The sequence below is a fragment of the Pseudomonas sp. SWRI18 genome, from assembly GCF_014268345.1.
Classification (GTDB): Bacteria; Pseudomonadota; Gammaproteobacteria; order Pseudomonadales; family Pseudomonadaceae; genus Aquipseudomonas; species Aquipseudomonas cedrina.
This window is the reverse complement of the sequence record NZ_JACCQQ010000003.1, coordinates 231,563-253,065: the sequence shown is the minus strand read 5'-3', so window position 1 is coordinate 253,065 and position 21,503 is coordinate 231,563. Positions and strand designations below refer to the sequence as shown.

Annotated in this window: 18 protein-coding genes and 1 other RNA gene; 9 read left to right on the top strand and 10 right to left on the bottom strand. The window is 61.0% G+C overall.

Going from position 1 to position 21,503, the window contains the following annotated elements; all coding sequences use genetic code 11:
* From mraZ to rsmI, 3 genes are all read right to left on the bottom strand, one after another.
* Complete coding sequence (mraZ, locus tag H0Z09_RS06020) at positions 1 to 456, bottom strand: division/cell wall cluster transcriptional repressor MraZ (protein ID WP_003171868.1); 456 nt, start codon at positions 454 to 456, stop codon at positions 1 to 3.
* A gap of 354 nt (positions 457 to 810) precedes the next feature.
* An RNA gene (rnpB, locus tag H0Z09_RS06015) (RNase P RNA component class A) lies at positions 811 to 1,165 on the bottom strand.
* Positions 1,166 to 1,261: 96 nt separating this feature from the next.
* Complete coding sequence (gene rsmI, locus H0Z09_RS06010; protein WP_186688390.1) at positions 1,262 to 2,134, bottom strand: 16S rRNA (cytidine(1402)-2'-O)-methyltransferase; 873 nt, start codon at positions 2,132 to 2,134, stop codon at positions 1,262 to 1,264.
* Positions 2,135 to 2,343: 209 nt separating this feature from the next.
* Between rsmI and H0Z09_RS06005 the strand changes: the two genes are divergently transcribed.
* From H0Z09_RS06005 to H0Z09_RS05990, 4 genes are all read left to right on the top strand, one after another.
* A complete protein-coding gene (locus H0Z09_RS06005; protein WP_186688386.1) occupies positions 2,344 to 4,155 on the top strand; it encodes a penicillin-binding protein activator in 1,812 nt (603 codons plus the stop codon).
* A complete protein-coding gene (locus H0Z09_RS06000; RefSeq protein WP_076951224.1) occupies positions 4,155 to 4,526 on the top strand; it encodes a YraN family protein in 372 nt (123 codons plus the stop codon). Before H0Z09_RS06005 ends, H0Z09_RS06000 begins: the two co-directional genes overlap by 1 nt.
* A 92-nt stretch (positions 4,527 to 4,618) precedes the next feature.
* Positions 4,619 to 5,212: a phosphoheptose isomerase gene (locus tag H0Z09_RS05995; RefSeq protein ID WP_003171862.1), complete on the top strand. Its 594-nt coding sequence runs from the start codon at positions 4,619 to 4,621 to the stop codon at positions 5,210 to 5,212.
* Entirely contained in the window at positions 5,209 to 5,790 is a 582-nt protein-coding gene (locus tag H0Z09_RS05990) for a BON domain-containing protein (protein WP_012722284.1), read from the top strand. The genes H0Z09_RS05995 and H0Z09_RS05990 overlap by 4 nt, the downstream gene beginning before the upstream one ends.
* Before the next feature lie 67 nt (positions 5,791 to 5,857).
* On the opposite strand, the gene H0Z09_RS05985 is transcribed toward H0Z09_RS05990, so the two are convergent.
* Both H0Z09_RS05985 and H0Z09_RS05980 read right to left on the bottom strand, forming a co-directional pair.
* Positions 5,858 to 6,631, bottom strand: coding sequence for an OmpA family protein (locus H0Z09_RS05985; RefSeq protein WP_076951223.1), 774 nt, complete (start codon positions 6,629 to 6,631; stop codon positions 5,858 to 5,860).
* Between the two features lie 193 nt (positions 6,632 to 6,824).
* Positions 6,825 to 7,469 (bottom strand): MBL fold metallo-hydrolase, encoded by a 645-nt coding sequence (locus H0Z09_RS05980; RefSeq protein ID WP_186688383.1) that lies wholly within the window; start codon positions 7,467 to 7,469, stop codon positions 6,825 to 6,827.
* Between the two features lie 162 nt (positions 7,470 to 7,631).
* Between H0Z09_RS05980 and H0Z09_RS05975 the strand changes: the two genes are divergently transcribed.
* The 4 genes from H0Z09_RS05975 to H0Z09_RS05960 are packed head-to-tail and all read left to right on the top strand — an operon-like array spanning position 7,632 to position 11,077.
* Positions 7,632 to 8,222 carry a paraquat-inducible protein A gene (locus H0Z09_RS05975; protein ID WP_186688381.1) on the top strand — a complete coding sequence of 197 codons (591 nt, stop codon included), beginning with the start codon at positions 7,632 to 7,634 and terminating at the stop codon, positions 8,220 to 8,222.
* Positions 8,219 to 8,863 (top strand): paraquat-inducible protein A, encoded by a 645-nt coding sequence (locus tag H0Z09_RS05970; protein WP_186688379.1) that lies wholly within the window; start codon positions 8,219 to 8,221, stop codon positions 8,861 to 8,863. Before H0Z09_RS05975 ends, H0Z09_RS05970 begins: the two co-directional genes overlap by 4 nt.
* Positions 8,844 to 10,499, top strand: a complete 1,656-nt coding sequence (locus H0Z09_RS05965) for an MlaD family protein (protein WP_186688377.1) — start codon at positions 8,844 to 8,846, stop codon at positions 10,497 to 10,499. The genes H0Z09_RS05970 and H0Z09_RS05965 overlap by 20 nt, the downstream gene beginning before the upstream one ends.
* 17 nt (positions 10,500 to 10,516) lie before the next feature.
* Positions 10,517 to 11,077, top strand: coding sequence for a PqiC family protein (locus H0Z09_RS05960; RefSeq protein ID WP_186688370.1), 561 nt, complete (start codon positions 10,517 to 10,519; stop codon positions 11,075 to 11,077).
* Between the two features lie 9 nt (positions 11,078 to 11,086).
* On the opposite strand, the gene H0Z09_RS05955 is transcribed toward H0Z09_RS05960, so the two are convergent.
* The 5 genes from H0Z09_RS05955 to H0Z09_RS05935 form a co-directional block, all read right to left on the bottom strand.
* Positions 11,087 to 13,816, bottom strand: coding sequence for a LuxR C-terminal-related transcriptional regulator (locus H0Z09_RS05955; RefSeq protein ID WP_186688369.1), 2,730 nt, complete (start codon positions 13,814 to 13,816; stop codon positions 11,087 to 11,089).
* A 455-nt stretch (positions 13,817 to 14,271) separates the two neighbouring features.
* Positions 14,272 to 15,636, bottom strand: a complete 1,365-nt coding sequence (locus H0Z09_RS05950) for a DUF1329 domain-containing protein (protein ID WP_186688368.1) — start codon at positions 15,634 to 15,636, stop codon at positions 14,272 to 14,274.
* Positions 15,637 to 15,679: 43 nt separating this feature from the next.
* A complete protein-coding gene (locus H0Z09_RS05945) occupies positions 15,680 to 17,539 on the bottom strand; it encodes a DUF1302 domain-containing protein (RefSeq protein WP_186688367.1) in 1,860 nt (619 codons plus the stop codon).
* A gap of 330 nt (positions 17,540 to 17,869) precedes the next feature.
* The gene (locus tag H0Z09_RS05940; RefSeq protein WP_186688366.1) at positions 17,870 to 19,552 is read right to left on the bottom strand and encodes a fatty acid--CoA ligase; all 1,683 of its coding nucleotides are present in this window, start codon (positions 19,550 to 19,552) and stop codon (positions 17,870 to 17,872) included.
* A gap of 246 nt (positions 19,553 to 19,798) precedes the next feature.
* A complete protein-coding gene (locus H0Z09_RS05935) occupies positions 19,799 to 20,431 on the bottom strand; it encodes a LysE family transporter (RefSeq protein WP_010213066.1) in 633 nt (210 codons plus the stop codon).
* Between the two features lie 85 nt (positions 20,432 to 20,516).
* Between H0Z09_RS05935 and H0Z09_RS05930 the strand changes: the two genes are divergently transcribed.
* Positions 20,517 to 21,482, top strand: coding sequence for a 2-hydroxyacid dehydrogenase (locus H0Z09_RS05930; RefSeq protein ID WP_186688365.1), 966 nt, complete (start codon positions 20,517 to 20,519; stop codon positions 21,480 to 21,482).
* The last annotated feature ends 21 nt before the right edge of the window (positions 21,483 to 21,503 follow it).

Sequence of the window (21,503 nt, the reverse complement as noted above, 5' to 3'; positions counted from 1 at the left end):
TCACAGGATCAAATCACGCAGTTCATCAGGCATGGCGCCCGGTTGTTGAATAGCCGCCAGGTCAGCTGCGGAAACAGCATCCCAGGCATCTTCGTCCCACAATTGGAACTTGTTCAGTTGGCCGACCAGCATTGCGCGCTTATCCAGCTTGGCGTACTCGCGCAAACGCGGAGGCACCAGGAAACGACCGCTGCCATCGAGCTCAAGGTCGACGGCATTACCGATCAGCAAACGCTGCAGGCGGCGGTTCTCTTCACGCAATGAAGGCAGGGCGCGCAGTTTGGTTTCGATCAACTCCCACTCATCGAGCGGGTAAACACATAAACAAGGGTCGACGGCATCAATGGTGATGATCAACTGTCCGGAACTTCGCGAAATGAGCTCGTCACGATACCGGCTCGGCATGGCGAGACGGCCTTTTGCATCGAGACTGATAGCGTTAGCTCCGCGAAACACAGATGCGTTTCTCCAAATTTTAGCGTTTTACGTTCAAAAAACCCACTTTGTGCCACTTTCCGCCACTTGCGCACACTATAGGAATGCGCCCACCACACCGTCAAGGCGCGGATTCAAGGAAAAGCCTTACAGAACGGAGATTTAGGAGCGTAAACGGAGGAGAAACCAGAGTTCGACGGTGTTTTTGACCCAGCAAGCGCAGACAGCTCAAAGAGCTATGGCTCAAAGTTAAAGTAATTTATTAAGAGTAAGATTTTTTTGGTATTACGAAGGCGCATCTGCCAATGATTTGGCAGGGAGGGATTCTTGCGTTACTACCGGGTTTTTGCCCGAGACTCAGGCAAAAGGAAAAAGGTGGAGAGTCGATCTGTAAGCCGGGTTCTGTCGTGAACAGTCATTCGTCTACGATGGCCATCACTGGACATCTTTAGCAACCTACCCGGTCCCAGCGCGGGCCACGCCTTGGGACCCTATTTGGTCTTGCTCCAAGTGGGGTTTACCTATGCCACGAACTGTTGCCAGTCGCGCGGTGCGCTCTTACCGCACCTTTTCACCCTTACCGGCACCGAAGTGCTTAGGCGGTTATTTTCTGTGGCACTTTCCGTAGGCTCACGCCTCCCAGGCATTACCTGGCACTTCGCCCTATGGAGCCCGGACTTTCCTCCCCCCCCTAATTTTCATAGAGGGCAGCGACTGTCCAATCGACTCTCCGCCGCGCAGGTTAACGGCACGGCGGACTTAGGACAAGTGTTAAAAGTTCAGAACTGCCATCACCTTCAGACGAAATACCGGCTCAATCCCGGAACTAATCGGCTTTCTGTTTATCGAGCGCCGCCTGGTACAGCACATTTTTGCGCACCCCGGTAATTTCCGCGGCCAGGGCCGCCGCGCGCTTGAGCGGCATTTCCTTGAGCAGCAGGTCCAGGACGCGCATGGCCTCGGTGCCCACGGCATCTTCGCTTTCCGGCGCCGTCCAGCCCGCCACCAGCACCACGCACTCGCCGCGCTGCTGGTTGCTGTCGCCTTCGACAAAGGCGCGCAGTTCTTCCAGCGGCAGGCCCTTGAGGGTTTCAAAGGTTTTGGTCAGCTCACGGGCCAGCAGTGCGAGACGCTCGCCGCCAAACACCAGCTCCATGTCCTGCAGGCATTCAAGGATGCGATGCGGGGCTTCATAGAAGATCAAGGTGCGCGGCTCTTCCTTCAGCGCCTGCAGGCGCGCACGCCGCCCAACGGCCTTGGCCGGCAGGAAGCCTTCGAAGATAAACCGGTCGGACGGCAGGCCCGCCGCCGATAACGCTGCGATCAGCGCGCACGCGCCCGGAACAGGCACTACATTGATACCTGCCGCCCGCGCCTGGCGCACCAGGTGGTAGCCAGGGTCGGAAATCAGCGGCGTGCCCGCGTCGGAGATCAGCGCCACATCGTCGCCAGCCAGCAAGCGCACGATAAAACGGCTGCCTTCTTCGCGTTCGTTGTGCTCATGGCAGGCCGCCAGTGGTGTGCTGATACCAAAGTGCTGCATCAATCGTTGGGAGTGCCGCGTGTCTTCAGCCGCAATCAATTTAACGTCGCGCAACACCTTAAGCGCACGCGCACTGATGTCGTCCAGGTTGCCAATGGGCGTCGCCACGACAAAAAGCGAGCCTGCAGTGGAATTCAAAGGACCTGGAGCAGTCAAAACGCACACCTCGATGGTTGGCAAAAATCACATTGTAGCGCGTAGCCGCCTTGAAAATATGCCATCGCTGCCGATGCCCTTTCAGCCGTTTAACGCCAATTGCAACATTTGCACGACCTAAATCGACGGTTTCACACCAGTAACATCGCGCCTGGGCCAGTGCTTGGGTACACTTCCACGCTAATTTGATCGGTATCAGGAACACTTACATGATCGCTTGCCTGCGGCTGCTCTCCGCCCTCTGCCTTGCTGCCTTGTTGGCCGCTTGCGCCAGCTCGCCCTCGTCCAGCCTTGGCGACCTTCCACGGACCCCGGACGCCAGTATCGAGCAACTGCTCGAACAGGCCACGACCGCCAACACGCCGGAAAAGGCCGCGATGCTGCGCCTGAGTGCGGCAGACCTGGCCTACAAGCAGAACAACCCGGGACGCTCGTCGCAGATTCTTGCGCAGGTGCCCCTGGATGCTCTCAAGCCCGCCGCGCAAGTGTTTGCCAGCACGCTGGCCGCCGAACTGGCGATGGCGCGCAACCAGCCCAAGGCGGCGTTGACCGCCCTGAACCACCCGAGCCTGCAAAGCCTGAAGGAGCTGCCGCCTGAACAGCAGATCCGTACCGGCAGCGTGCACGCCCGCGCCTATGAAGCCGACGACCAGACCCTGGCCGCCGCCCGCGAGCGCGTCGCCATGGCCCCTCTGCTCAGCGGCGATGCGGCCAACAGCAATCACGAAGCCATCTGGACCCTGATTGCCGCCCTGCCGGCCGAACAACTGCAAGCCAGCGGCAACCCGGTGCTGGACGGCTGGATCACCCTGGCCCAATCGGTCAAGGGCGCCGGTACGCTGGAGCAGCAACAGGCGGCCATCGACACCTGGCGCGCGCAGAACCCGGGCCACCCGGCTGCCGTGCAACTGCCGACGCCGCTGACCAAACTCAAGGAGCTGGCCAGCCAGCCCCTGACCAGGATCGCCCTGCTGCTGCCACAGGACGGCCCTCTGGCTTCCGTCGGCAAGGCACTGCGTGAAGGCTTCATGGCGGCGCACTACCAGGCTGAACAAGCCGGACAGAAGCCGCCGGTGATCGAGTTCTATGACAGCTCGCGCCTGACTTCCATCGATGAGTTTTACGCCAAGGCCCAGGCCGCCGGCGTGCAACTGGTGGTCGGTCCGCTGGAAAAGCCTTTGGTCAAACAGCTCAGCGCACGCCCTCAGTTGCCAATCACCACCCTGGCGCTGAACTACAGCGAGGGCGATCAAGGCCCGGCACAGCTGTTCCAGTTCGGCCTGGCCGCTGAAGACGAAGCCCGCGAAGTATCGCGCCGTGCCCGTGCCGATGGCCTGCATCGCGCCGCAGCGATGGTGCCGCGTGGCGAATGGGGCGAGCGCGTGTACAAGGCCTTCCGTCAGGATTGGGAAGCCAATGGCGGCACCGTGATGGGCGTTGAGTATGTCGATCAGCCCGTCGCCCTCGCCCAGCAGATCGCTGACCTGTTCCAGCTGCGTAAAAGCGAAGGTCGCGCCAAGAGCCTGCAAAGCACGGTCGGCACCGACGTTGCAGCGCAGCCATCGCGTCGCCAGGACATCGAATTCATTTTCCTGGCCGTGACGCCGCAACTGGCCCAGCAGATCAAGCCGACCCTGAATTTCCAATACGCCGGTGATGTGCCGGTGTACGCCACCTCCCACGTGTTCAGCGCCAGCGGCGACAAGAACCAATACCTGGACATGACCAACGTGATGTTCTGCGAAACCCCTTGGTTGCTCAACACCACCGATCCGCTGCGCAACCAGGTTGCCGCCCAATGGCCGCAAGCCAATGGCAGCCTCGGCCGCCTGTACGCGATGGGTGTCGATGCCTACCGCCTGGCGCCACGTCTCGGGCAGCTCAAGGCACTGCCGGATACCCGTGTCGACGGTCTTTCGGGCAACCTGGGCATCAGCGCCAACCAGCGCGTTGATCGCCAGATGCCATGGGCCAAGTTTGTCGGCGGCGAAATCCAGCGCTTGCCGGACACCCCGCGCTGATGCCCGAGCGGTCCAGCGCACAAAGCGGCAAGGACGCCGAACTTCAAGCGCTGAAGCACTTGCAACAGCAGGGTCTGCGCCTATTGGCGCAGAACTGGTTGTGTAAACGCGGCGAGCTTGATCTGGTCATGCTTGACGGCGATACAGTAGTATTCGTCGAAGTGCGCTACAGAAAACACGCACAATGGGGTGGCGCGCTCGCCAGTATTGACGGGCGAAAGCGTCAGAAGCTGATACTTGCCGCGCAGTTTTACCTGCAAAAAGAGCATCGCTGGGCTGATTCCCCCTGCCGTTTCGATGTGGTTGCCATTGAAAGCACACCGTCTGGCATCGCTGAACTGAACTGGCTCAAAGATGCCTTCGACAGCTGATTCGCCGGACATCTTCACCCCACACTTTTGCTCTTTGCTTTGCGGGCTGCACATTCCTGTGCCAAACAGCCGCGCTAATTAAGGTCACACAGATGGACATGCAATCCCGAATTCGCCAGCTTTTCCAGGCCAGCATCGACACCAAGCAACAGGCGATGGACGTACTTGCACCGCACATCGAGCAAGCCAGTCAGGTCATGGTCAATGCCTTGCTCAACGAGGGCAAAATGCTTTCGTGCGGCAACGGCGGTTCGGCCGGCGACGCCCAGCATTTCTCATCCGAGCTGCTCAACCGCTTTGAACGGGAGCGCCCGAGCCTGCCGGCCATCGCCCTGACCACCGATTCGTCGACAATCACCTCGATTGCCAACGACTACAGCTACAACGAGATCTTCTCCAAGCAGATCCGCGCCCTGGGCCAACCAGGTGACGTGCTGCTGGCGATTTCTACCAGCGGCAACTCGGCGAATATTATTCAAGCGATCCAGGCCGCACATGATCGCGAAATGATTGTCGTAGCATTGACCGGACGCGATGGCGGCGGCATGGCCTCGCTGCTCTTGCCTGAAGACGTCGAGATTCGCGTCCCGGCCAATGTCACCGCACGTATCCAGGAAGTCCACCTGCTGACGATCCACTGCCTGTGTGATCTGATCGACAGCCAACTGTTTGGGAGTGAAGAATGACCGTTAACCGCCTCAGCCTTTTGGCCATCACCCTGTGCCTCGCTATCAGCGGCTGCAGCACGGCCATCACCGCAACACGTGACACCCCTATTCAGGACGACAAGGGCACCCGCACCTTCGGCAGCAAGATTGATGACTCGCTGATCGAAACCAAGGTCGAAGTCAACGTCGCCAAGGCCGCTCCGGACCTGGGCAACGGTGCCTCGCGCATTGTGGTGACCAGCTTCAACGGCGTCGTACTGCTGGCCGGCCAGACGCCACGCGCCGACCTCAAGGCCCAGGCCGAGCAAGCCGCCGCCGCGGTACAGCGCGTGAAAAAAGTCCACAACGAACTGCAGGTGATGGACCCGATTACCCTGCTGGCCATCAGCAACGACGCCCTGCTGACCACCAAGATCAAGGCGCAGATGCTCACTGATAACGCGATTCCGGGATCGCGCATCAAGGTGGTCACCGACAACGGCATCGTTTATTTGATGGGCTTGCTCACCCAGGCGGAAGCGACTCGCGCTGCCAACCTGGTGCAGGGTGTGTCCGGTGTGCAGAAAATCGTCAAGGTCTTCGAATACATCGATTGATGTGAGCGCCAGGCACAAAAAAGGGTGCCGTGCAGTGATTGCACGGCGCCCTTTTTATTGGCGAACCTTACTGGTATTGCGAGTACGGGTTGCCCTGGAACTGGTTGTTCTGTTGGGGTGCCTGTTGTTGCGCACCTGGCTGGCCGTACTGTTGGCCTGGGATCGGGCCGAGGTTCACTTCCACACGACGGTTCTGCGCGCGACCGTTGACGTCGGCGTTGCTGGCGATCGGGTTATCCGGGCCGGCACCGCGGGCGCTCAGGTTGGTCGGGCTTACACCTTGGGAGGTCAGGTAATTGGCGACGCTCTGCGCACGGCGTTGGGACAGGTCCATGTTCAGTTGGCGGCTACCCGTGCTGTCGGTGTAGCCGACGATCTGGATAGTGTTCTGGTTGAACTGCTTGAGGGAGTTGGCCAGGTTGTTCAGCGGCTGGTAGAAGCTGCTGGAAATGGCATCCGAGTTGGTCGCGAAGGTGATGTTGCCCGGCATGATCAGCTTGATCTGGTCGCCCTGGCGCTGAACCTCAACACCGGTATTGGCCATGCTTTCACGCAGTTTCTTCTCTTGCTGATCGGCGTAATAGCCATAGCCCGCAGCGCCGGCACCCGCAACCACGGCACCGATCAGCGCACCCTTGCCACGGTTGTTGTGATCGATGGCCGCACCCGCCAAGGCACCGGCAAGGGCACCCAGGCCACCGTACTTGGCGGTCTTGCTCATACCGCCGGATTCATTGCTCGCCTGTCCCTGACTGCTGCCGTCATAGGGGTTAGGGGATGCGCAGCCGGACAACAAGGCTACGGCGGTAGCGACAACCAGCAGACGACGCGAAGTGAACATGAAGGGAGCTCCTACTTTTGCATTCTAAGGTGCAAAGGACATTGGCAATGGACCTGTGCCGAGTTTGGAACGCGACAAACGGTAAAAATTCCGTGACTACAGAAACCGTAGCAGACGCACGCTGAACACCCGCTGAGTTTTTGCTACAAAGCGTGCCCGTCGCAGAGCAGCCTTTGCCCGGCGACCGATTTTTTCACGCTCGCACAAACGGGTTCTCACGCATTTCATCACCCAGTCGCGTATCCGGGCCGTGGCCGGTCACCACCGTCGCGCCCTCGTCCAGCGTGTATAACCGCTGCTTGATCGAACGCACGATGGTCGCCTGGTCCCCGCCCCACAAATCCGTACGCCCGATACCGCGACGAAACAGCGTGTCGCCAGCAATCAGCAGCCCGGCATCGGCAAACCAGAAGCTCATCGAACCCGGTGTGTGCCCCGGCGTATGCAGCGCCACGCCGCAGCCGCAGGCCAGCTCTTCATCATCTTCCAGCCAGCGATCCGGCGAAGGCACCGGGGTATTGGGCACACGAAACATCTGGCATTGCATTTCCAGATTGTCCCAGAGGAATTGATCTTCTTTGTGCAGGTGAAGCGTCGCGCCGGTTTTTTCCTTCAACTGGCCGGATGCCAGGAAGTGATCCAGATGTGCATGGGTGTGGATGATGCTGACCACCTTCAGGCCCAGCGCATCGAGCCGCGCCAGGATCAGCTCATGGTTGCCGCCGGGGTCGACCACGATGGCCTTTTTAGTGATCGGGTCGCCGATGATGGTGCAGTTGCATTGCAAAGGGCCGACAGGGAAGGTTTCGCGGATGAGTGCAGCGTGTTCAATATTCATCGGTGCTCCTGCGAGCTCTATGGCATATTCGGCACAGAGTATGGCTGACGACAGCCCCGGCCCGAAAGGGAGCACCGCCGCCCGAGAACCAACTGCTAGACTTTCCGAGCGCCATTGCAGAACAATCCAATACCGCAACCATGCCGCGCTGGAGCCAGCCCCATGGCCAATCAACTGATCATCTGCGAGCACTGCGACTGTGTGTACGAGAAAGTCACGCTCGCCAAACATCAAAAAGCCGAATGCGTGCGTTGTGCCGGCGTGCTTCAGCGTTACAACGGCCTGTCGGTGCAACAACGCCTGGCCTTGACCCTGACCGCCGCCGTGTTGTGGACTTTCGCCAATTTCTATCCGGTGATGAGTATCAGCCTGCAAGGCCTGAAAAACAGCGCAACCCTCTGGGATTCGGTGGTTGCGCTGAGCCTGGGGCCGATTACCTTTATCGCCTTGGTGGCCGCGATCTCCATCATCATCGCCCCGGTTTTCCAACTGTTGCTGCTGACGTGGGTGCTGAGCTTCGCCCTCGCGGGCAGACGCTCGCCCGTCTTCAAGCTGTGCATGCGCTGGCTTGAAGCCTTGAGGCCCTGGAGCATGCTGGAGGTCTGCCTGCTCGGCGCGATGGTGGCGGTGTTCAAGCTGGCCGGCATGCTGGACGTAATGCCCGGCATCGGCCTGTTTGCCCTGGCGGTGCTCAGCCTGTTGCTGATTCGTATTGCCGGGCGCGACGTACGCGACCTATGGGACACCGTATGACCCCACCGCCGACTGCCCGCGAGCTTGACCTGTGCCTGTGCCACAGCTGCGGCCTGTCTGCCGACATCAGTAACGGAGCGACGGATTGCGAGCGTTGCGGTGCGCCCCTGCACTCGCGCAAAGTCAATTCCCTGGCCCGCACCTGGGCCTACATGCTGGCGGCACTGGCCTTCTATGTGCCGGCCAACCTGCTGCCGGTAATGAACACCACCATGCTCGGTTCGGGTGCGGACAGCACCATCATGAGTGGGGTGCTGGAGTTCTGGCAGCATGGCGCGTGGGACATCGCGCTGATCATTTTCATCGCCAGCATCGCAGTGCCGGGGATCAAGTTCGTGTCGTTGACGCTGCTGTTGGTCACCGTGCAGCGCAATAGCGCCTGGGCGCGCAAGGAGCGCTCAAAAATGTTTCGGTTTGTCGAACTGATCGGCTATTGGTCCATGCTCGATGTGATCGTGGTTGCCCTGGTGGCCGCGCTGGTCAAGTTCCAGGCGCTGGGCACCATCGAGCCGCGCCTGGGCATTCTGTTTTTCGGCCTGGTGGTGGTGTTTACCATGCTGGCCGCCATGAGCTTCGACCCGAGGCTGATCTGGGAAACCCCACCCACCAAGGAGACCTCGGATGACGTCACCCACCCCTGACAGGCCGCAAACGCCAGGCACGCCTGCCATCAAAACCCGGCGCTTCAGCGTTTCGCTGGTCTGGATCGTGCCCATCGTCGCGGTGCTGGTGGGGATTTCGCTGGTGGTCCACAGCGTGCTCCAGCAGGGCCCGACCATCACCCTCAATTTCAAGACCGGCAGCGGCCTGACGGCGAATAAAACCGAGGTCAAATACCGCAACGTGGTGATTGGCCAAGTGACCGAGGTGGCCTTGAGCGATGACCAGAAAAGCGTCAACGCGACCGTGAAACTAGCCAAGCAGGCCGAAAGCTTCACCCGCGCCGACTCGCAGTTCTGGGTCGTGCGCCCGCGCATCGGTGCCGGCGGCGTGTCGGGCATCGACACCCTGCTCTCCGGCGACTACATCGGCGCCGATATCGGCCAGTCCGAGACCCGCGCCAAACAGTTTATCGGCCTGGAAAACCCGCCGCCCATCACCTATGGCGAACCGGGCAAGCGCTTCACTTTGCACACCCAGGCCCTGGGCTCGCTGGATATTGGCTCGCCGGTGTATTACCGCAAAATCGAAGTCGGCCAAGTGGTGGCCTACAAGCTGGACGCCGAAGGCAAGGGCGTCGACATCGAGGTATTCGTGCATGCGCCCAACGATGTCTACGTTACCGAGAATACGCGTTTCTGGAACGCCAGCGGGGTCGACCTGAGTGTCGGCGCCAATGGTTTTGCCTTGAAAACCGAGTCGCTGTCCTCCCTGCTGGTCGGCGGTATCGCATTCCTGGCACCGCCTTATAGCCCCAACGACAAGCCGGCCGGTGAAGAACGCACCTTTGAGTTATTCGACGATCAGCTCAGCGCCCTCGCCCCGCCCAATGGCGAGGGGCAATACATGAGCCTGCGCTTCGACCAGGCGTTACGCGGGCTCAAGGTCGGCGCACCGGTGGAATTCCTTGGGGTCGAGTTTGGCCGGGTGGTGTCGATCAACCTGGATTTCGACGCGAAAAAACGCAGCTTTCCGCTCAATGTCGGCATCGTGATCTACCCACAATTGCTTGGCCAGGCCCATACCAAATTGCTCAAGACAATGAATCATGACCCCAATGACGAAGCCGCTGGTGTGCGGCTGATCGGCACGTTTATCGAAAACGGCCTGAGGGCCCAGGCGCGCAGCGGCAATTTGCTGACCGGCCAGTTGTACATCGCCCTGGATTTCTACCCGAAAGCCGAGAAGGTCGCGTTTGACCCCACACTGCGCCCGGTCAGCATTCCGACCATTCCTGGCAACTTGGAGCAACTGCAGGAAAAACTCGAAAACATCGTCAACAAGATCAACCAGCTGCCGATCGAGCGCATCGCCGGCAACCTCGACAGTAACCTTGTGGAATTGCGCAAAGGGCTGACCCAGTTCAACGCCAAGACCCTGCCCAGCGTCCAGAACACCCTGGCAGACGTGAGCAAGACGTTGCAATCGGCCAGTTCGACCCTGGCTGAAGATTCACCGCAACGTGAACAGCTGACCCAGACCCTGGATGAATTGGGTCGCATGTCGCGCTCCTTGCGCGAGCTGTCGGACTACCTGGGTCGACACCCGGAATCCTTGATTCGCGGCCGCCCCGACAACGCCGCGCCCCTGGACCTGCAAGGGCCGCCGCGCAAATGAACCGTGGAGCAAGCGCCATGACGTCACCGTTGAAGATCACCCTGCTCAGTGCATTGCTCGCGTTGGGGGCATGCAGCAGCACCCCCATCAGCTTTCATACCCTGACCCCGGCGCAATGGAGCAACACCACGGGAAGCGACGCGGGTGCGATCCGCATTGAAAGCATCGTTGTGCCGCCGCAAGTCGACCGACCGCAGATCGTGATTCGCCAGGGCAATAGTGGCGTGACGATCCTCGATACCCAGTGGTGGGCGGCCAGCCTCGTGGATGAGTTGCGAAGCGCGCTGGTGGACCAATTCGCCAGCAGCCATGCTCGGCAACCGATGCTGTTACGCCTGGAAGTTCAGCGCTTTGACTCCGTGCCCGGCCAGTACGCACTGTTCGACGTCAAGTGGCGGCTGCGGCCGGCAACCGCCAGTGATCGCGCGCCGCTGATCTGCCGGACCACCTTGCAGTCCCCGGCGGGCCCGAGCATTGACGACCTGGTGCTCGCCCACCAGAACAACCTCAAGCGCTTCGCGGCGCAGGTTCGCCAGGTAGTCGCCAGCGCATCGGGCCAGTGCCCGAGCGCTCCGTAGACCGCAGGGTTACGCCAGCAGGCCCATTGCCTTGGCACGGGCCACCGCCTGGGTCCGCCGCTCGACGCCCAATTTGCTGTTGATGTGGCTGGCGTGGGTTTTCACGGTGTGCAGTGAGATGAACAGCTGGTTACTGATCTCCTGGTTGGAGCAGCCTTGGGCAATCAGTTTCAGCACCGCCAACTCTCGCGTGCTCAAGGTTTCGTGAGCCGGCGCGGCCTCAGGTGCCACGACCGTAGGCAGCAGCGCCAACAGACTCTGGTTCAGCAACCCGTGAGAATCCTTGCGCAGTTGCTCGCGCATCCAGGCAGGGTGACTTTCCAGCAGGCGCTGGAAGGGTTGCAACGCACCGCCGTCAGCGGCGCCAAGGGCGTGGGTCAGCACCGGGCGCGCCTTGGCCTCCTGGCCACTTTCCAGGAGCAATTGCGCCTGCTGGGTCAACGCCATCAGGGCAATCATCTGGCGACCGCTGTTGTGGGCCTGTTGCGCCAACGCTTCAAGCCGCTGCAATGCCGCAGCGGGTTGATGCCGGATGGCATCCAGCGCCGCTTGCTGCAGCGCGATGTGCTGGGGCAGATGCGGGTGGAATTCGGGCGCAGCGGCGGCCTGTTCGCCGTTGTAGGTTTGCGCCAGGCGGGTCAGCCAGGCGTCTGCCAGGTCGGTGCGGCCCTGGGCCAGCCATAACTCGCATTTGATCAGGGTGATCATCGCCAGGTAGTAGATCGGCGGAACGTCCCAGATGTGCATCAGCCGCTCGGCCTCGGCCAGTTCGGCGAAGGCTCTGGCGAAGTCACCACGACGCCCCTCGAAACTGGCGATCACACAGTGCCCGATCAACACACTGATGTCGCGGCAAGCGCGCGCTTCGGCGAGCCCGGCGCGCAAGCGGGCCAGACCGGCCTCGGGCTGGAACCGCAACAGCAGCAAGTAACCTTCATAGAGCGATAACCGTGCCCGCACCGCATACAGCCGCTGCGGTGCCAGGCCGTGCAGGCGTTGCAGGCCCTGGCGCACTTCGTCCAGGGAGCGCAGGACTTCGCCGCGCGCCTGCAACACCCGCGCCCGGTCGTAATGGGCCAGGGCCTCGAACAGCGGGTTGCCGACGCGCTGCGCCAGCTCAAGGGATTCGCGATTCAAGCCACGCGCACGCCACAGGTCGGCATCGACAATCGCCAGGTTGGAGAGCGTCGATAGGCACATCAAGCGCTGGCCGTAACGCCGTTGCGGCAAGCTTTCCAGTGCCTCGCTGCAATAGCGCAGGGTCAGCTCGCGATCCCCCCGGCCCCGGGCGATGATCCCGCTCAGCGCCAACCACTGGGCCAGCATCGATTTTTGCGCGGTGGCCGACGGTGCTGGCAGAAAGCGGCTGAGGTAGCTGGACAGTTCTTCCGCCGCATCCAACTGGCAGGCCAGGCCCAATGCCCAGCTGTACAGCACGATCAAGCGCGGCGTGCTGATCAGCAGGCTGTCGGGCAAGTCCATTTTCCAGCGCAGCAGCATGCCCACATTCTGCTCGGCCAGCAGTTGTTCTTCGGACAGGTTCTGCACCAGGTTGGCCGCCACATCCAGGTGCCCCGCGCGCAACGCCTGCTCCACCGCCTCGTCGATCAGGCCCTGGGCATTGAACCAGCGGCACGCGCGCAGGTGCAGGCTGGCCGCCGGCAGCACATTGCTGCTTGCGCGCCGCGTGCGCAGCAGGTCGGAAAATAAGTGGTGATAACGGTACCAGTGGCCCTGCTCGTCCAGGGGCACCAGGAACACCTGATGGGCTTGCAGGTAACGCAGGATTTCGGCGCTGTCATGGGCTTCGCGCACCGCGTCGCAGAGCCCGCTGCAAAAACGGTCCTGGGGCGCTGTGTCGTACAGGAACGCCTGCACTTCGGCCGGCAGGCAATCGATCACTTCTTCAAGCAGGTAATCGCGGATCAGCCCTTCGCCGCCGTGCAGGCTCTGTGGCAAGGCGCCGTCGCCGCCGGCTTCGGAGGCGGCCAGCAACCAGAAACGCAGGCCGGCGACCCAGCCTTCGCTGCGGCGAATAAGATTGTCGAGGGCTTCGCCGCGCAACGAACTGCTGTGGCGATCCAGCACCGCCAGGGATTCGCTGTGCGTCAGGCGCAGGTCTTGTTCGTGCAACTCCAACAGGTGACGCGACAAACGCAACCGCGCCAGATGCCAGTCCGGGCGCTGGCGACTGGTGACCAGCACCACCAGGCCATCGGGCAAATGGTTGAGAAAAAACTGCAGACAACGGTCGAGCACGGGCCCTTGGGCCAGATGATAGTCATCCAGCACCAGCAACAGCGGCGCGCGGGTGGACAGGTGCACGGTCAGTTCATCGAGCAGGCCATCCAGCCATTCTTCAAAGGCGAAGGGTTGGTGACGCTGGCGCATTTTCAGCAGGCCCAGGGACTGGGCGCCGAGTTGCGGGAAGAACTGTTGCAAACCCTCGAGCAGGCGCTCGAGGAAACGACCGGGGTCGTTGTCTCGCGGACTCAGGCCCAGCCACAGGCTTTGCCAATGGGCCGGCAAGCCCTGGCAGAACTCCACCGCCAACGAACTCTTGCCAAATCCAGCCGGTGCGCTGACCAGCAACAATCGCCCTTGCAGCCCCGCGCTCAGGCGTTCGCACAAGCGAGGTCGCAGCACGTAGCCGTCAGGCAAGGGTGGCCTGTAGAAGCGGCCCTCCAGGGTTGGGATTACCACTCCGGCAGGCCCTTGGATTCGGGACAGATCAGTCATCGCCGGGCTCTTGTAGAAGGCTGTTGTCGGCATTGCAGATGTCCGCAGACTAGCGGTAAAAGCGGCAGGTTTGTAGGTTTTTACTGAATCTTGCTGAAAAGACTGCGACAAAAAATGTGGGAGCTGGCTTGCCTGAGATTGCTTCACCTCAGTGTTTCAGTAATACCGAGGTGATGCTATCGCAGCATAGGTATCTACAGATCTTTGTAGTGAGCGGGCTTGGCGAATCGTCGCACCGCCCGCGCTGGGCGGCGAAGCAGCCCCAAACCAGGCGACCGGATTCTACCTGAGGCTCGGCGATGCCTTTACTGGGGCGGCTCCGCCACCCAGCGCGGGACAAGCCCGCTCACTACAGGAAGATTTTTCAGTCGTTGAGCGTTGTGTAGATATCCATGCTATCGCAGGCAAGCCAGCCCCCACAGGCGCCAGCTGCCACATTGGCGCGTTAACCCAGCTTAGCGAACACCGGCCTGACGCAGGGCCGCCGGGGAGAAGTCGGCGGTCGTGGCTGTGAAGCCAAAGTCATAGGCGCGCTTCTCTTCGTTCTTCATGCCCAGGGCCAGGTAGCGACCGGACTGCAGGTCGTAAAGTGTTTCCAGGGCATACCACGGCACTTGCTTGTCGTAGTAGTTCTCCGAATGCGCTTCTGCCACGCGCCACAGCTGGCCACGGCCGTCGTAGTGATCGATCACGGCTGCTTGCCAGGTGTCTTCGTCAATGTAGAAGTCACGCTTGGCATAGATGTGGCGCTGGCCTTCCTTCAAGGTAGCGGTCACGTGCCAGACGCGGCGCAACTCGTAGCGCGTCAGGTCCTGGTTGATGTGACCGGCCTTGATGATGTCGGCGTACTTGAGCTTCGGATCGTCGATCTTGTGGCTGTTGGCGGCGATGTATATCTCTTTCTTGCCTTCCAGCTTCCAGTCGTAGCGATCCGGCGCACCGTTGTACATATCGAGGTTGTCGGAGGTGCGCAGCCCGTCAGCGGCAGTGCCCGGCCCGTCGTAGGACACTTGCGGCGCCCGGCGCACACGGCGCTGACCGGCGTTGTAGACCCACGCCGAGCGCGGCTCCTTCACCTGGTCCAGGGTTTCGTGCACCAGCAACACGCCACCGGCCAGACGCGCCGGCGCGGTGACTTCCTGCTTGAAGTAGAACAGCACGTTGCCCGGATTCTTCGGATCGAAATCCTTCATCTTGTCGCGGAACACAAACTGATCCTGGAAGTACACCAGGCTGTAGGAGCCGTTGGTCTGCGGCGTGGCCTGGGTCACCAGACGGGTCACGCTGCCGCCGCGGTAACGCGTGATGTGGTTCCAGATCACCTCCACGCCGGTTTTCGGGATCGGGAACGGCACGGCCGTCTCGAAGTTTTCCAGACCGTTGCCGCCGGATACCAGGTTGGTGTTGGTGGCGTTTTTCTTGATGGAGGCAAACACCTCGGCAGGCACCGTGGCGCCACGGTGAGTCGGATAGACCGGCATCTTGAACGAGTCCGGGTAACGCTTGAACATCGCGTACTGCCCCGGCGCCAGCTTGTCCTTGTACTGCTCGACGTTCTGCGCGGTGATGGTGAACTGCGGTTGTTCACTGGCGTACGGGTTCGCCAGGAAGCCTTTGGCGTCCACGGCTCCGGCAGTGGTGGGCATCGGCGACCATTTAGGGATAGTGCCGGCCGCATTGCCCGCCATTTCGGCGCCCATCGGCGTCAAGGTCGTGCCCAGCTTGGCGGCTTCGTCCGCCGACACTGCCGCCATGACGTTGCTCGCCAGGATCGACAGCCCAAGCACACCCACGTGCAACAGACTTTTGGTTATTTTCATACTCTGGTCTTCCTGAAAATACATGCACTTGAAAAGAGTGTGCTTAGAAGTTCGCGCCGAAGCTCAAGGCCACAAAGTCTCGGTCATTCACGGTACTGAAATCGCCACCGAAGAAGTTGGTGTAGTTCAGGCTCGCGGTGTAGGTGTTCTGGTACTCGGCGTCCAGCCCAAGGCTGACGGCCTTGCGGCCTTCTTCGAAGTTGGCGCCAGGACCAGGGGAGTAACCCTTGACGTCATGGGACCACGCTACGTTGGGCTTGAGGTTTACGCCGGCGAAGACGTCCGGGTATTCCCAGATCGCCCGAGCGCGGTAGCCCCAGGAAGTGGCGGTGGTGAAGCCGTCATTGTTGCAGTTGGTGTTCAGGCCGTTGGCATTGCCCAACCCGGCGCCCACGGCGGTCGAGTTATTAAGCGCAGCGCAGAAACCACCGGGCAACGTACCTGGACCAAACACCGGGTCGCGGCCATAACGTGCCTCTGATTTGCTCTCAAGGCCGCCCACGTGAGTCACCCCAATCTCACCCACCGTGGTCAAGCGGCTGGCGCCCATCACTTGATCAAAGAAGTGCGTGAAAGTGGTCTGGAACTGTGTCACTTCCTTACGGTTATAGCCATGCAGGTCCTGACCCGGCGAGCCTTTGAGCACGGAGGCATTGCCAAAGCCAGGAATCGGCGTGACGCCAGCGTAAAGGATGTCGGTGGTGCTCAGTTGCACCGGCGCGTTCGGCCGGTAGCTCAACTCACCGCTCCATGCGGTTCCTGTAGGCAGCGTGGTGGAAAAACTCAAGCCGTAGAGACGGATGTCTTCCGGATATTCGACGAAGTAGTTAGAGCTGCCCGCCACAATCACAGGACGCAATGCCGCCAAGGGACCCAGAGGACGGTTATAGGCCGACGCTGGCGCACCCTGCGCACTGAAAATCGGCGCCCGGCTGTGATAGTTCATGAAGTACGCGCCGAACTCGGTGTCCAGCGGTTCAAAGTTGTAGTGCATCGCCACGCCAAACTGGCCGCTGTCCCGAGCATCGCGGTCAGGGCCGCGACGCACCAGCACGCCTTCCTCATTCACATCTACCCCGGTAGCGTTGAGCGTGGGATAAGCGAGAGGCGAAATGCGCGAGCGCTTGCTCAATACTCGCAGGTTGTTGTCGCAGCCATCAGAGATGACGTCCGGCTGCGAGAAGAACGTCCCACAGTTATCGGTAACCGTCTGGTCCCATTCCAACTGGTAAAACGCTTCCGCCGACAGATTGTCGGTGAGCGATTGGGACACATAGAACATGTTGACCGGAATCAAGCCTTCCTTGACCTCAGCCCCCGGACGACGGAACGCGGACACGTCGATCGGGTTGATGGAGTTGATACCACCACCGATAAAGGTACTTTCACCCCAGCTGACGACTTGCTTACCGAACCGCACGTTGCCCGGCTGATCAGCAATCGAGTAGTTGTGGTAAACGAACGCATCAAGAATCTGCCCGCCCGAGGACTTGGCGCCCTCCTTGCGGTTGCTGTCGCTGATGTCCTTGAACAGGCGGTCTTCATCCTTGAGTTCGAAGTCATACCAGTACTTGCCGCGCACAAACACGCCGGTGTCGCCGTATTTCAATTCCAGGTCGTGGATGCCCTTGAATATCTTCGAGAAGGTTTCCCCACGCTTGAAGTTCAAGTGGCCGTCATCGGAAGTCTGGGAAAGACCGTTGCCGCCATTGTTGGCGCCAATCAGATCCTGGTTGGGTTTGGCTGTGGACCAGCTTGCCCCCACCGAAAGCGACGAGTCAAAGCTCCCCTCGATTTCACCGATATTGAAACTGACGCCGAATGCGGGCCCGGCGAGCGTAGAAGCGAGACTGACGGCCAGGGGCAATTTCGCCCGGCGCCAGAACTGGTTTACTTGGGTCATCGACGCTACTCCATGTGCATTATTGTTATGGCAGTGAGTACTTTCCGTGATGCTTGTAACGGCCGGAATACAACGATTCCAATGCCGCTCGGCAACCAGGCCCCCTTGGCCCGTAGCGAAACATCCATGAAAAACTCTGGTAGGGACTATAGCCAGCAGGGGGTAGTGCTTGATCCCTCTAAAGTGTGATTTGCATCACCGACCCGTCTGCCACGACCCTTTCGCCATGTCGGCGAAGGCCGACGCGGGAAGGATGGCTGAAAATTCGCAAATCACAAGTAAAGCTGCGAGTTAGAGCATTGCCGTGCCCGAATGGGCACGGCGAGGGTGTCAGAGGGTGGACAGGAACGTGCTGTTGTTGGCCTGCCATTCGATGATGTCAATGCGGATACGTTTTTTGTCGAGCTTGCCGACACTGGTCTTGGGAATTTCGGTAACAACCGCGATCTGGCTCGGAATCGCCCACTTGCTCAAATGACCCAGCTCCACGAACGGCTTGAGGTGCTCCTTGAGCTCACGGGCCCCTATCACATGGCCATCACGCACCACCAGCAGGGCAAACGGGCGCTCGCCCCACTGCGGATCGGCGATGCCCACCACCGCTACTTCGCGTACCGCCGGGTGACGGCTGACCAGGTCTTCGAGGGCCAGGGACGAGATCCACTCGCCGCCGGTCTTGATCACGTCCTTGATGCGGTCGCGGATGTCGATCACACCAAAGGCGTCCAGCGTCGCGACGTCGCCGGTGTGCATCCAGCCGCCGGCCCACAGCTCGGCGCCCTTCTGCGGTTCCCGGTAATACCCTTCGGTCAGCCACGGCGCGCGCAGCACCAGCTCGCCCTGGGACTCACCGTCGGCGGGCAGGAAGTTGCCCTCGCCGTCCATGATCGCCGCTTCCACCAGGGGCCCGGGCACACCGGCCTTGATGCGGTAAGTGGTGCGTTCATCCTCGGTGCCGGCCATCAGCTCCTCGTTGAGGTGGGCGCAGGACACCAGCGGCCCGGTTTCGGACATGCCGTAGGCCGCGGTCAACTGAATGCCACGCGCATTGGACGCTTCATACAGCGTACGGTTGAGCGCACTGCCGCCGATGACGATTTTCCAGCCGCCGAAATCCACGCCTTGGGCGGCCTTGGCGTTGAGCACCATTTGCAGGATGGTCGGCACGCAGTGGGAAAAGGTGACCTTCTCCTTGCGCCACAGCTCCACCAGGTACTCAGGGTCGTAGCGGCCGGGATAAACCTGCTTCAGCCCCAGCATGGTCGCCACGTATGGCAAGCCCCAGGCATGCACGTGGAACATCGGTGTGATCGGCATGTACACGTCGTTGGTACCCAGCAGGCGCACGCTGTCGACGCTGCCCATGATGGTCGCCACGCCGATGGTGTGCAGCACCAGTTGGCGGTGGGTGAAGTACACGCCCTTGGGGTTGCCGGTGGTACCGGTGGTGTAGAAGGTGGTGGCGACGGAGTGTTCGTCGAAGTCCTGGAAGTCGTACTTCGGGCTGGCGGCGGCGAGCAGGGTTTCGTACTCGCCCACCAGGTCGGGCAACTCGGCGGTCCTGGACTCGCCGTCGGTGAGCAGCAGGGTCTTGTCGACGGTGGTGAGCTGCCCGGCGATGGCTTGGTAAAGCCCCACGAACTCACTGTTGACCAGCACGAAGCGGTCCTCGGCGTGGTTCATGGTGTACAGGATCTGTTCCGGCGACAGACGCACGTTGATGGTGTGGATCACCGCGCCGATCATCGGGATGGCAAACATGCATTCCAGGTAGCGATGGCTGTCCCAGTCCATCACCGCCACGGTATCACCGGCCTTGACCCCGGCCTCGGTCAGCACATTGGCCAGGCGCGCCACCCGCTCGATCAGGGTCGGGTAGGTGTAGCGCAGTTTGTCGCGGTAGATGATCTCCCGGGTCTTCTCGTAGCGGGTCCCGGACATCAGCAGGCGCTTGATCAAGAGCGGGTATTGATACGCACCTTCGGCGGGCGGAATGACACGGGTCTGCAACATACGAATCCCTTTTATGACTGCACGGTCTTGGCTTGAAGACCTGCACTTTAGAGACCTTATGTTTCAGTCAAATCAGCCAAAGGAATGATTTGTAGGAGGCAGTGAATGCTAGCTTTGCGCCAGCATTGAAGCCTTGCAGAGAGCAATTGTGGGAGCGGGCTTGCTCGCGAAAGCGGCAGTTCTGGCAATGATGTAATGACTGACCCACCGCTTTCGCGAGCAAGCCCGCTCCCACAGTTACGGTGTTTATTTCATGCTGGTGAAGGCCAGCTTTACACCAATGGCAATCAACACCGCCCCCATCGTCCGATCAAACCAATGCCCCATCCGCGCAAACCCGGCGCGCACGCGCTGCTGGCTGAACAGCATCGCTACCAGGCAGAACCACAGCGCCGTCGCCACCGCTAAATACACCCCATAACCCGCCTGGATCGCCAGCGGCGTATGCGGGTTGATCACTACGGTGAACAGCGAGAGGAAGAACAACGTGGCCTTGGGGTTCAAGCCATTGGTCACGAAGCCTGCGGTAAACGCGCCACGCGGAGTGCGTTCGCCCGCTTCGCGATGCAGCTCACCCTCGGCGGCAGGCTTGGCCGGCTGCGCACGCAGGGCTTTGAAGCCGATATAGAGCAGGTAGGCCGCCGCGGCCCATTTCAACGCATTGAACAGCACGATGGACTGGGACACGATCAAGCCGATGCCGAGCAGCGAGTAACCCACATGCAGGAAAATCGCCGAGCCCACCCCCAGCGCGGTCCAAGTCCCGGCACGGCGGCCATGGGTCACGCTTTCACGCACCACCACCGCGAAATCCGGGCCGGGGCTGGCCACCGCCAACAGGTGAATCAGGGCTACGGTCAAAAACTCGGCGGCGTACATGCTCACTCCCTTGCGTAACGGTTTATTTCATCTGGTAGGCTCGGCAGATTACGCCTTCAAACCCCTGTCGCAAAAGGTACAGTTGATGACGAACAATCGCCGCGCCGTCTTCCTTGACCACCCGTCTCTGGACCTGGGGGACCTTGACCTCAGTGAGCTGCGCGACAGCCTCGGCGAGCTGCAGTTGTTTTCGGACACCACCGCGCAGAACGTGGCCGAACGCCTTCAAGGCGTCCAAGTGGTCATCAGTAACAAAATCCCGCTCACCGCTGAAACCCTGGCGGCCTGCCCGGAACTCCAACTGATCTTGGTATCCGCCACGGGCACCAACAACATCGACCTCGACGCCGCCCGCGCCCATGGCATCACCGTGAGCAACTGCCAAGGCTACGGCACGCCCTCGGTGGCCCAGCACACGATCATGCTGTTGCTCAACCTGGCAACGCGCTTGCAGGATTATCAACGGGATGTGAACGCCGGCAAGTGGCAGCAGGCGAAGCAGTTCTGCCTGCTGGACCACCCGATTGTCGAGCTGGAGGGCAAAACCCTCGGCCTGCTCGGCCACGGTGAGCTGGGCAGCGCCGTGGCGCGCCTGGCCAAAGCCTTTGGCATGCGCGTGCTGCTCGGCGCGATCCCCGGGCGCCCTGCCCGCGCTGATCGCGTGCCGCTGGATGAACTGCTGGCGCAGGTCGACGCGCTGACCTTGCACTGCCCGCTCAACGAACACACCCGCGGCTTTATCGGCGCCCGTGAACTGGCGCTGCTCAAGCCTGGCGCGTTTGTGGTCAATACCGCTCGCGGCGGCTTGATCGACGAGCAGGCCCTGGCGGATGCGTTGCGCAGCGGCCACTTGGGCGGCGCGGCGACCGATGTGCTGAGCGTGGAACCACCGGTCTACGGCAACCCGCTGCTGGCCGGCGAGATTCCAAGGCTGATCGTCACGCCGCACAATGCCTGGGGCAGCCGCGAAGCGCGCCAGCGCATCGTCGGCCAACTGGCCGAAAACGCCCGCGGCTTTTTCGGCGGCGCCCCGCTGCGCGTCGTGAGTTGATAAACTGCGCCCCTTTTCAAG